General features: G+C 72.4%; 7 protein-coding genes. 5 read left to right on the plus strand and 2 right to left on the minus strand.

The window, feature by feature from the left end; translation table 11 throughout:
• The first annotated feature begins 86 nt into the window (after positions 1-86).
• The 3 genes from OIE13_RS07340 (at position 87) to OIE13_RS07350 (ending at position 2,943) form a co-directional block, all read left to right on the plus strand.
• Entirely contained in the window at positions 87-290 is a 204-nt protein-coding gene (locus tag OIE13_RS07340) for a hypothetical protein (protein ID WP_326641722.1), read from the plus strand.
• Positions 291-338: 48 nt separating this feature from the next.
• Positions 339-1,691 carry an MFS transporter gene (locus OIE13_RS07345; protein ID WP_326641720.1) on the plus strand — a complete coding sequence of 451 codons (1,353 nt, stop codon included), beginning with the start codon at positions 339-341 and terminating at the stop codon, positions 1,689-1,691.
• Between the two features lie 238 nt (positions 1,692-1,929).
• A complete protein-coding gene (locus OIE13_RS07350) occupies positions 1,930-2,943 on the plus strand; it encodes an enolase C-terminal domain-like protein (protein WP_326829777.1) in 1,014 nt (337 codons plus the stop codon).
• A gap of 145 nt (positions 2,944-3,088) precedes the next feature.
• Here OIE13_RS07350 and OIE13_RS07355 read toward each other — a convergent pair whose 3' ends face one another.
• Together OIE13_RS07355 and OIE13_RS07360 are read right to left on the minus strand one after the other, a co-directional pair.
• Entirely contained in the window at positions 3,089-4,561 is a 1,473-nt protein-coding gene (locus tag OIE13_RS07355; RefSeq protein ID WP_326641717.1) for an LCP family protein, read from the minus strand.
• 345 nt (positions 4,562-4,906) lie between these two features.
• A complete protein-coding gene (locus OIE13_RS07360) occupies positions 4,907-6,427 on the minus strand; it encodes an alpha/beta hydrolase family protein (RefSeq protein WP_326641714.1) in 1,521 nt (506 codons plus the stop codon).
• Positions 6,428-6,568: 141 nt separating this feature from the next.
• On the opposite strand from OIE13_RS07360, the gene OIE13_RS07365 reads away from it, so the two are divergent.
• Positions 6,569-7,696 (plus strand): exonuclease SbcCD subunit D, encoded by a 1,128-nt coding sequence (locus tag OIE13_RS07365; protein WP_326829778.1) that lies wholly within the window; start codon positions 6,569-6,571, stop codon positions 7,694-7,696.
• The gene (locus OIE13_RS07370) at positions 7,697-11,653 is read left to right on the plus strand and encodes an AAA family ATPase (protein WP_326829779.1); all 3,957 of its coding nucleotides are present in this window, start codon (positions 7,697-7,699) and stop codon (positions 11,651-11,653) included.
• The last annotated feature ends 522 nt before the right edge of the window (positions 11,654-12,175 follow it).

Genomic DNA, 12,175 nt, shown 5'->3' on the forward strand with positions numbered 1-12,175 from the left:
TGCCGACCAGACTTCCCGGCGCACCACCGGTTACTGTACCCGCGGAGCGGAAGGCCCTCCCCGCCGGGGGCAGATGAGGGCCGGCGTTGGCCGCCCGCAGGTTCTTCTCCCGATCCCTTCCACCCGGTCACTTCTCCACGCCCCAGTGGGAGCGGCTTCTCGCCCTCGTCGCCCAGATCGACAACCTGGTGGGCGCCAACGGTACGGAGCGGTTCGAGTTCGGGCTCGACCTGCTCCTGAGAGGTCTGGTCTCCCACATCCAGGACGCCGGTCCTACGACCAAGGACTGACGCGGAGGCCCGATGTCAGGGGCCGGGCATCGGGCGTACCGTCGGCCCATGATTACCACGACGGGCGAAAAGCGTTCTGCCGGGATATTCGCCCCGCGCCACCGTGCCCTGACCGTCGGGATGGTGGCGCTCATCTCCCTGGTCGCCTTCGAATATCTCGCGGTGGCCACCGCCATGCCGGTCGTGGCCAACGAGCTGGACGGTCACGCGCTGTACGGGCTGGCGTTCAGCGGGGCCATGGCGGCCGGGGTGATCGCGACGGTGCTGGGTGGGCGGTGGGGCGACGTCAGGGGGCCGGTCGCGCCACTCTGGGCCGGTGTGGCGCTCTTCGCCGCCGGGCTGGTCGTGGCCGGGGCGGCGACGACGATGGACATGTTCGTCGTGGGCCGGTTCGTGCAGGGCTTCGGCGGGGGCGTTTTCCAGGTCGCGATGTACGTGCTGGTCTCGCGGGTCTACCCGGCGGAGATCCACCCTCGGGTGTTCTCGATCTTCGCGACGGCCTGGGTGGTGCCCTCCATGGTGGGGCCGGTGATCACCGGTCTTGTGGTGGAGCAAGCGGGCTGGCGCTGGGTCTTCATCGGCGTGACGGTGCTCCTTCTCCCGGCGGCGCTGCTGCTCTGGCGCGGGCTGGCCGCCGCGCCGATGTCGGACCGGCCGCCGACCGGCCCGCGCTCCTCGATCGCGCGGCGGCTGGGCTGGGCGGTGCTCGTCGCGGTCGGCGCGGCACTGATGCAGTACGGCGGCGCGGCGCGCGGCGCCGGGTTCGTCCTGCTCGTCGTCGGTCTGGCCGCGCTGGTCGCGGCGTTGCCCCGGCTGCTCCCCAAGGGAACCCTGCGCGCGGCCAGGGGTCTGCCCTCGGTGATCTCACTGCGGGGCATCGTCGCGGGTGCGGTCATCGGCGGAGAGGCGTTCCTGCCGCTGATGCTCAACCAGGAGCGTGGCCTGTCGCTCACCATGGCCGGGCTCACCCTGACCGGTGGCGCGCTGAGCTGGTCGTTCGGCTCGTGGGTGGTGGGCCGCCGGCGCTTCGACCGTGTCCTGGTACTGCGTTGCGGCTCGGTGCTGATCGCCGCGGGACTCGTGCTGATGGGCCTGACCGTCTTCGCCGTCGTTCCGGTCGCCGCCGCCTTCCTCGGGGAGATCGTCCTGGGGCTCGGCATGGGCATCGTGTACCCGACACTGTCGGTGCTCGTCCTGGAGTTGTCATCCCCGGGTGAGGAGGGGGAGAACAGCGCGTCACTGGGGGTCGCGGAGTCGGTGTACACGGTCGTCTCCGTCGCGGTCGCCGGCGCGCTCCTGGCGGCACTGGGCGCCTCGGCCGCCGCCTACGTGCTCTGTTTCTGGCTGGCGGCGCTGATGGCGAGCACCGGAGCCCTGATCAGCGGCCGGGTCAGGACCTGACGCCTTTCCCGGGCCGAAAAGGATCGTGAACCTGGTGGCCTCGTTCTCCGACTGTGACGGGTGACGGGTGAACGAGATGACCAAATCCCACCCCCGCGAGCAGGAGGCGTTCGCAAGCCGCCGTGGCACCATGGGAAGAACGCCGTTCCTGCCGGTGTTGAGAGGAGTCCCGCCTTCGGGCGGGATTCGTTTTTTCCGAGCTTGAATTCTCCGAGTCCGGAGAGATCAAGGGGGGGTCATGCCGCGTGTCCGTGAGCTTGAGGTGTTCCGGCTGATCCTGCCCTACGGCAGGCGGCCGGAGAGCATCCTTGTCCGGCTCACCGACTACGGGGGCATGACCGGGTGGGGCGAGGTCGTCGACGCCGCTCCCAAGACCTGGGTCGCGCTGGAGGAGGGGCTCGCGCAGGCGCTGATCGGCGTCGACTGGGAGCACCCCGACGAGCTCGGCGCCGTTCCCGGCGGATCCGCCGCCGACATGGCCTGCTGGGACCTGTGGGCGAGGATGCGCGGTGTGCCGCTGGCCCACGCGCTGGGCGGCACCCGCACCTCCCTCATGGCCACCGTCAGGATCGGCGCCGACCGCAACCTGGAGAGCCTGGTCGCCCGGGTGAACCGGCACGTCTGCGCCGGGTACGCCCACGTCACCCTGGACGTCCACCCCGGCTGGGACATCGAGCCGTTGCGCGCCGTCCGTCAGGCGTACCCCGTGCTGGGCATCGGCGTGGACGCCCGCGGCGCCTATCACGACGTCGACGCCCTTGCGGCACTGGACGCCTACGGGCTCTCCGCGATCGAACGCCCCTTCGCGGGTCTCGCGGGCCTGGCCGACCACGCCGACCTGCAGCAGCGCGTCGCCGCCCCGGTCCTGCTCGAGGTTGCCTCCGCCGCGGAGCTGGACGAGGCGGTCGCCGCGGGCGCGGGCCGGGCGCTGCTGCTCCGCCCGTCGGCCCTGGGCTCCCTGCGCCAGGTGCGGCGGGTGCACGATCGCGCGGTGCGCGCCGGATGGGAGATCGCCTGCGCCGGGGGCCTGGGCGCCGGGCTGGCGCGCGCGGCCACCGTCGCCGCGGCCAGCCTGCCCGGCTGCGGCCTGCCCTGCGACGTGGCCGAGCCGCCGCGCAGCGCGCAGATCGTCGACCCGCCGGTGGGCGCCTCGGGTGGTGTGGTGGCCGTGCCGCTCACCCAGCCGGGCCTGGGCCACCGCATCGACGAGGACCGTGTCCGCCGCCTGTCCAGGGAGTCGTACTCGGCCTAGTACGGTTCTGACACTGCCGTCACGTCCGCCTCGGCTGTGAGCGTTACCGCGGCCACACCTGCGGCCGAGGGGAACCCGGGACCGCTCCGGGCCCGGCTCGCTTCCGTTTCATCCGTCTTCATCCGTCGCCGCGGGGCGGCGGCGGTCAGGCGCAGCCTTCGGTGATGCCCTTGGGAGCGGTCGGATCCGGCTTCGCCGTGGTGCTCGCCTCGGGGCGGGGCGCGCGGGTGGTCGTGGTCGTGGTCGTGGGCGCGGGGGTGGGGGTGGCCGTGGGGGCTGCGGCGGTGAGGGGGCGCCGGGTGACGGCCGAGGAGTGCAGGGCCTTCGCGGTGACCGTGCGAATCCTGCTCCAGTCGGGGTAGCCGGTGTTGATCAGCGGCGGGACGAACTGGACGCTGGTCACCCTGGCGTTCTTGACCTTCAGCGCCAGCGGGACCAGGTGCTCCAGCATCGGGCGCGGGATGTCGGTCCGCAGCAGTTCCTTGGTGGCCAGCGCGACCTGGTTGAACCGCGACAGCACGGTCGCCGGGTCCGACTGGGAGAGTAGGGCGCCCAGCACGCACCGCTGGCGTCCCATCCGGGTGTAGTCGTCGCTGTTGGTGCGCGATCGGGCGAACCACATCGCGTCGGCGCCGCGCAGCCTGCGGGTCCCCGCCCTGACCAGGCCCTCGTTGTACTTGCCGAAGACCACGTCCTGGGGCACGGTCACCGTCACGCCGCCGATCGCGTCGATCAACCGGGCGAAGCCCCACATGTTGGCCAGGGCGTACCAGTCGATCTTCAGCCCCAGCGTGTAGCCGACCGTGTCGATGAGCGTCTTCGCTCCCTGCTTCTGGCGGCCCCCGAAGATCTCCGGGTGCGCGTCGGCGTACTCCCAGACGGCGAAGAGCAGGTCCTCGCGCGAGCCGTCCGGGTTGGCCGGGAGCCGGAACCCGTCGGGGAAGCGCCTCGCCATGGGGGAGCCGGGGACGAAGCGGACGTTCTCCAGGTTGCGCGGCAGGCTCAGCAGCACGGTGTTGCCGGTTTTGACGTCCACGCTGGCCACATTGATGCTGTCGGTCCGCACGCCCGCCCTGTGGGTGTCGGCGTCGCCGCCGAGCAGCAGGATGTTCACCCGGTCGCGGCCCGTCCACGGGTCATCCTCGCCACCTCCGCCGGTGGCGGGACGCGGAGTGGACGGGGCGTTGAAGACGTCGTCCAGTGCCGACTGCGAGACGGCCGCGTACTGCCCGAGGAGGCCGAACGGCAGCAGTACGGCCACCGAGAGAGTTCCCGCCAGGACCCCGGTGACCACCTGCCCGGCGCCGGGCAGCGTGCCGGGGTTCATCACCACGAACGAGTGCACGACCAGTACGAACCAGGCGGTGCCGAGCGCCAGGGAGGCCACCGTGACGCCGGTCAGCCAGGAGGAGGAGACCAGTTGCCCGGCCAGATCACCGAGGTCGGAGGTGAGCGCGACCCAGAGCAGAACCAGCAGCAGTGTCACGTACGCGCACAGGAGTGCCAGCCCGGTCCTTCGCCATCCGGCGCGCAGGTGCGCGGCGCCCGGGACGATGGCGGCCAGTGCCGTCCAGCCGATGACCGTGCCGACGCCGGGCGGCTTTGATCTGTCCCGCAATTGCTCCCCGTTTCCTCGCGCCTGACTCGCGCTTGACCGCCGCAGGGAGATGGTAGGGGGGCGAAACCAGGTCGCGGGCGACAAGTGGGTGAACAACTCGGGAAGCCGATAAGGCTTTATCCTCTGATTTCCACTGGAATAAGATTCGGTCATGGCTTTCGCTGAGATCGAGTACGGCGTGGCGGACGGTGTCGCCACCATCACCCTCGACCGCCCGCACCGCCTCAACGCCGCTCCCGATGGACATCAGGTTCGCCTCCGACACAGCCGGGTTCGCCTCCGACACAGCCGGGTTCGGCTCCGACGCAGCCGGGTTCGGCTCCGCGCCCGACGCCGCCGAGGGCGTCACGACCAGGGGAAGGCGAACAGGCCGTAGTAGGCGGCGGCCACCAGAAGCAGGCCGGTGCCGCCGAGCACCCCGGCGATCGCGGAACTCTGCGGACGGGAGGGCTCCCAGCCCTCCCGCAGCCCCGCGACGACGGCCGCCACGCCCGTGACCTCCTGCAGCAGCATCAGCAGCGCCAGGATCCTGATGACCAGCCACCCGGTGAGCACCGCCGGCCACGCCCCGGCCTGGTTGACCGAGAACAGCACGAGCAGCGTGATGAACGCCGCCACCGAGACGAGCAGCCCGGCCCCGGTCCACGCCATCCGGCGGAACCGCCGTCGGATCGGCGGCCAGATCCGGGCGTTGGCCTCCGCGGCGGGTGACCGGCCGCGGAGCCGCACCACTATCTCGGCCACCGGGCCGACCACGTAGCCGACCGCGGCCAGGCAGATCGTCAGCCCGATGACGGTTCCCCCGGCGTACCAGGGAGCCGCGGGAACGTCGCTGGCCTCCAGGCGCTGGATCGGCGTGGCACCGGCGATGGGCACCGCCGCTCTGGCCGTGCCGGGCAGGCCCAGGACCCAGTTGGCCAGCGTCTGCAGATAGCCGGGCGCGAACGGGCCGCCGTGCACGCGCATGCCGTGGTCGGCGCGGTCGAGATAGCGGATGGTGTAGTCGCCGTTGCCGCCCTCGGTGAGCGCGCCGGTCAACGCCATGCTGCTCTCCACGAACGGAATCGAGGGATCGCGCGTGCCGTACAGGGCCAGGACCGGTTGCCGCATCCCGCGCAACGCGGGCAGGCCGTCGTAGCGCAGGAAGTTCATGTCGACGGCGCCCATGACGCGGGTGAGCAACTCGCGTACCCCGCTGGGCGCGTACAGCCGTTCGAGCTGCTCGCCCAGTGCCCAGGTCACCTGCCGCATGGGGGAGACGTTGGGGGCCGACACCAGCACGGTGAACCCGACGGCGCTGCTCCTGGTCGCGGCGATGGGCACCACCCAACTGCCCTCGCTCACCCCCCACAGCCCCGCCCTGGCCGGGTCGACGTCGTCGCGCGAGATCAGCTCCCCCAGCACGAGCAGGGCGTCGCGGGCGAGAAGGCCGAAGTCACGGTTGCGGAAGTCGTAGCCCACGGTCCGCTTGTCGTAGACGAGGGTGACGATCCCGGCCCTGGCCAGCCACTCGGCCTGGGTGGTGAACTCGCCCCTGACACCGGGTCCGGCCCCCTGCACGAAGACCAGCGCCGGGTGCCGCCCGGGGGCGATCGGCGCGCGGATCGTCGCCTCGATCGGCGTACCGTCCTCGGCCGTGACGGTGACATCCTGCGTGGTGATCTGCCTGGTCGCGGCGACCGGTCTGATCTCGTCCAGCGGCTGGGGAGGGAGGGTCTGGAAGACCGGGTCGGCGCGGAGCGGGGTCGGGTCGAACGGGGGCGGCAGGGTGTAGCCCACCGTCGCGAGAACCACGAGGATCAGGCCGGAGACGACGCTCAGAGCGCCACGGCCGGCCTGGTTACCGATCCGATCCCCGATCGTCACTCGCCTCCGTGATCGTCGTTTCCCGGTATCGTTCCCTCGATCTTCAAGCGTACTCATGGACGGAAAGCCTTGAGCGTAACGGGCGATCCGAGTGATGTGAGTGGCCACATTTGTCACTGAGTCCTGTTAGCTTCGTGCGACATGCGGGTGCTGCACACATCGGACTGGCACCTGGGCCGCTCGTTTCACCGGGAGAGTCTCCTGGCCGCCCAGGGCGCCTTCGTCGACCACCTGATCGAGACCGTCAGATCGGAGCGGGTCGACGTGGTCGCGGTCTCCGGTGACGTCTACGACCGGGCACTGCCCTCGGTCGACGCGGTCGAGTTGTGCAACCAGGCACTGCGGCGGCTGATGGACGCCCGCGTGCGCACCATGCTGATCAGCGGCAACCACGACTCGGCGCGCCGCCTCGGCTTCGGCGCCGACCTCATCGACGCGGCAGGTGTTCACCTGCGCACCGACCCCGGCCGGGTCGGCGAGCCGGTCGTCGTCGACGACGTCGCCTTCTACGGCATCCCCTACCTGGAGCCCGAGCTGGTGCGCGCCCCCTGGGAACTGCCCGAGCGCACCCACACCGCCGCGATCGGGCACGCCATGTCCCTGGTCCACGCCGACCTCGCTCGGCGTGGACCCCGGTCGGTGGTCCTCGCCCACGCGTTCGTGACCGGAGGACGAGGCAGTGACAGTGAACGCGACATCAGCGTGGGAGGTGTCGCGCATGTGCCGGTGTCGGCCTTCGACGGTGTCGACTACGTGGCGCTCGGCCACCTGCACGGTCGCCAGCGGATGAGCGAGACCGTCCGCTACTCCGGCTCCCCGATCGCCTACTCCTTCTCCGAGGTCGGCCAGGTCAAGGGATCCTGGCTGGTCGACATCGGCCCCGGCGGGTACGAGCGGGCGGAGTTCGCCGAGGCGCCGGTGCCCAGGCCGGTCAGTCGGCTCACCGGCCGCATCGACGAGCTGCTGGCCTCGCCCGAGCACGCCCGCTACGAGGACCACTGGCTCCAGGTGACGCTCGTCGACCGGATCCGGCCCAAGGGCGCGATGGAGCGGCTCAGGTCCCGCTTCCCGCACACGCTCGCCCTGTCCTTCGAACCCGAGGGCGGGGGCGATGAGACCGTCACCCGGCCCAGGGTGGCCGGCCGGCCCGAGATCGAGGTCGCACTCGACTTCGTCCGCGAAGTGCGCGGCGAGGCCGCGGACCCCGCCGAGACCGAACTGCTGCAGAAGGCCATCGAGGCCTCCCGTGCGAAGGAGGCGATGGCGTAGATGCGCCCGCACCGTCTGTGGATCACCGCGTTCGGCTCCTTCCCCGGTGAGGAGCAGGTCGACTTCGACGCCCTCGCCGAGGCGGGGCTCTTTCTGATCCACGGCCCCACCGGTGCGGGCAAGACCACGGTGCTCGACGCGCTCTGCTACGCCCTGTACGGCAGGGTGCCGGGCAGGCGCGACAGTGCCAAGAGCCTGCGCTGCGACCACGCACCCCCGGGACGCGGCCCCGGCGTGGCACTGGAGGTCACGGTCCGGGGGCGGCGGCTGAAGATCACCCGGTCGCCCGCCTGGCAGCGTCCCAAACTCAAGGGCACCGGCACGACCAGGGAGAACGAGAAGGCACTGCTCCAGGAACTCGCCCCCTCCGGGGAGTGGGTGGGGCTGACCACCCGGGTCGACGAGACCGGGGAGTTCATCGGCACCCTGCTCGGCATGAACGCCGAGCAGTTCCTCCAGGTCGCGATGTTGCCCCAGGGGGATTTCGCCAAGTTCCTCCGTGCGGACGGGGAGGACCGGCGCAAGGTTCTGGAACGCCTCTTCTCGGTGAAGGTCTACGCCGCCGCCGAGTCCTGGCTCGCCGACAGGCGCACCGAGGCGTATCGCGAGCAGCAGACCCTCCGTAAGGAGGTCGACTTCGCCGTCAAACGTCTTGAGGAGGCCGCGGGTTCCGCGCTCTCGACCGCGCTGGCGGACGTCTTGACGGAGGTCTCGGCGGACGTCTCGGCGGAGGTCTCGGTGGAGGTCTCGGTGGAGGACGATCCGCTGGGGTGGGCCCACGCGATCGAGGAGCTCGCGGCACGGGAGGTCGCGCGGCTGGGCGGCGAGGGCGCCGGGGGCGAGGCCGCCGTACGGCAGGCGCGCGAGAGCCTGGAACGCGGCACCGCGCTGGCCGACCGGCGACGCCGCCACGCCGAGGCGCTGACCAGGAGCCGTGCGCTGGAGGAGACCACCGAGGAACGGGCGGACCTGGAGACCCTCCTGGAGGAGGCGGCGGCCGCCGACCGGGTGCTGCCGCTGATCCAGGGTGCCGAGCAGCGCGCCGAGGTCGCGGCCAAGGCCCACCGACTGGCCGCCGACGCCGTCGCCCGCGCCCTCCCTCTCCTTGACCGTACGGGCGGCGCGGACTGCGGTGACGCCGTGCTCGGTCACCTGGTCGAGCTGGAGCGCGACCGCCAGAGCGAGATCACCCGGCTGGGCGAGCTGCGCGCGGAGGAACCGCGCCTGGCGGAGATCGTCCAGGAGCGGGAGAGGACCGCTCGTGAGATCGTCGAGCTGGCAGCCGCGCAGATGGTGGCCGACGCCCGCCTGAAGGTCCTCCCCGATCTCCGGCGGGAGGTGGAGACGCGGCTCACCGCCGCCCGCCTGGACGCCGCCCGCGTCCCCGCCGCCGAGTCGGCGGTCGAGGGCGCCGCCACCCGCCTCCGGGCGGCCGAGCACCGCGACCGCCTCGCCGTCGACCTGTCCGCGGCCCGCGCCGCCCTCGCCGCCGGGCTCGCCGCCCTCCCGCCAGGGGTTCGCGACGCCTTCCCGACCGGGGTTCACGGCGCTCCCGGAGCCGGACTCGGGGACGGAGCCCACGACACGCTCGGGGCGGAGGCTTTTCCGGCAGGGGGCGACAACACGTTCGGGACCCGTCGCGACGACACAGCCCTGCTCGCCGAGCCCGGTGAGCTCCGCGAGGTCCTCACCGCCCAGGAGAGGGAGTGCGGGCGGCAGCTGGCCGGGCTGGAGGGGCTGCGGGTCGAGGAGGCCCGGCTGGCCGAACTCGACGGGCTGATCGCCGTACTCGACGGTGAGCTCGCGCAGGCGGCCCGGCAGGAGGCCGAGGTCCGCGAGATCCAGGAAGGGCTGCCCGCCGAGGCGGCGAAGGCGACCGTACGGCTGAACGAGGCCAGGGCCGCCGCGGCGGGGATCCTGGCGGCGCGGGCGAGTGCCGAGGCCGCCACCGCGGTGCTCACCGCGGTACGGCGCCGCGAGACGCTCCGCGCCGAGTCGGAGATCGCGCGTGCCGCCCAGGTCGAGGCCATCGACCTCGCCCAGACGCTCCGCGACCGCTACCAGGACATCCAGCGCTCCAGGACCGAGGGCATGGCCGCCGAGCTCGCGGCCAAGCTCACCCCTGGCGACCCCTGCGCGGTCTGCGGCTCGCCTGACCACCCCGCCCCCGCCGCCCCGGCCGACGAGGCGCACACCGTAGCGGACGAGCGCGCGGCCCAGGGCGCCTACGAGGCGGCCCAGGAGCGGCGCAGGGACGCGGAGACCACGGTCACCGTGCTGCTCTCCCGCCTCGATGAGGTCCTCGCCGTCGCGGGAGAGGAGACCGGGGAACGGGCGGGGGAGATCCTCGCTGAGGCCGAGCGGGAACTGGAGGCGCTGACCCTCGCGGCGAGCGCCGAGGAGGCCCTCACCACCGAGGTGGAGCGGATCGCCACCGAACTGGACGGCGCGAGAACCCGGGCCGAGGAGATCGCCAGGCGGCTCGCCGAAGGCCGGGCCCGCCACACGGGATGGCAGGCCGAGCGCGAGCGCCTGACCGCACGCCTGGACGGGGCCCGGGGCGACGACCTCACGGTCCAGGCCCGCCGCGACCGCCTGGCGGCGGAGGCCGAGCGTCTCTCCGCGGCCCTGGCCGCCGCTGTCCACGCCGTCGAGGTCACCGCGGCCCACCGGGAGGCGAGCGATCGGACCGACCTGGCCGTACCAGACGCCACGGGCGAGCTCGCCGGGGCGGAGGGAGTGCTGGCCGCGCTCCGGGAGTCGGCCGATGCCGAGCCGGCGCTGGCGGCGGAGGCGGCCAGGATCGCCGCCGAGTCCGAGCGGCTCAGGGAACGCTCGCGCGAACTCGCCGTCGACCTGGCAGCCCGCCGTACGGACGTCGAAAGGCTCGGCGCCGACGCCGAGCGGCTGGCCGGGTGCATCGACGAGGCACGCGGCCAGGACCCGACGCTGACCGCCAGGCTGGATCGGCTGGCCGACGAGGCGGAACTGCTCAGGGAGGCCGTCGAGGCGGTCAGGGACGAGCGGGTCGGCGCCGCCGAGCTCGTGACCGCCCGCGACCGGGCGCTGAGCGCCGTCGTCGAGGCGGGCTTCCTCGGGCTGGACGACGCCCGCGCGGCCGTCCGCTCTCCCGCCGACCGGGAGGAGAAGGTCGCCCGCCTCCACGAGCTCGTCACGGAGAGCGCCGCGGTCGCCGCCATGCTCGCCGACCCCGAGCTGGTCGCCGCCGCGGCCGAGCCGGAACCCGACCTCTTGAGCCTGCGCGAGGCGCGGGACGCGGCCGACGCCGCCCACGCCCGCCTGCTCTCCGAGCGGAGCCAGGCCGAGGGCCGGCTGGCCCGGCTGGCCGCGCTCCGCACCGAGCTGGCCGCCTGCCTGGAACGCTGGCGGCCCGCCGACGAGCAGCACCGCCTGGCCGACCGGCTTGCCGCCCTGACCGGTGGGAACTCCGCCGACAATCGGTGGAGGATGCGGCTCTCCTCATACGTGCTGGGCGAGCGCCTCAGCCAGGTGGTCGCCTCGGCCAACGAGCGGCTCGACCACATGTCGGGCGGGCGCTACCTGCTGGAGCACAACCGCGACCGCTCCGCCGGAGATCGGAGCAGGTCCGGCGGCGGGCTCGGCCTGCACATCCTGGACAGCTGGACCGGCGTCGGCCGCGACCCGGCGACCCTGTCGGGCGGCGAGAGCTTCATCACCTCCCTGGCCCTGGCCCTCGGCCTGGCCGACGTGGTCACCGCCGAGGCAGGGGGAGTCGACATCGGCACGCTCTTCGTCGACGAGGGCTTCGGCACCCTGGACGAGGACACCCTCGACGGGGTGCTCGACATCCTCGACGGCCTGCGCGACAACGGCCGCGCGGTCGGCATTGTCAGCCACGTCGCCGAGCTGCGCACCCGGGTCCCCGCCCAACTGCACATCCGCAAGGAGCGCCGAGGCTCGACGGTCCGTCAGTGATCCGCCCGACGACGGCATGACGACGTGACGGTCTCCTGAGCGTCGCGCGACTCCGAGCGCGCGTATGACGGCATGCTCGATGGCACGACCGGCGGCGTGGCCCGCCGGGCGCGGGAGTCGGTGACGTCGTCGCCCGCCGAACACCGCGAGCGGTGCTGAAGGGCTCGGCCTGCCGACGGCTCCATCGCGGCACGAATCGCCGCGCGCCGAACACCGCGCGTCAGGACGGCGCGGTTCGCAGGGCGGGTGACTCGATGGCGACGGTGTCCGAGGGGCCGTACCGGTGTGTCCTTTCCGTTCGGGGTGCCGCACCGGCGGTGGTGGATCAGATCTTTTGGGGACGGGTTAGAAGCATGTTACGGCTGCCCGGAATTTCAAATCAACCATTGACTCCCCCTTTGTCACTCCTTACTGTTCGTTCCACGCCGTTCGGTTCATCTGAACGCCGTACCGCTGACCGGAACGATGGGGACTTGATGGGTTCCCAGGGTCACACTCATGCCACCGAGAGAGGGAAAGGGC

Source organism: Streptosporangium sp. NBC_01810 (genome assembly GCF_035917355.1).
Lineage (GTDB): Bacteria > Actinomycetota > Actinomycetes > Streptosporangiales > Streptosporangiaceae > Streptosporangium.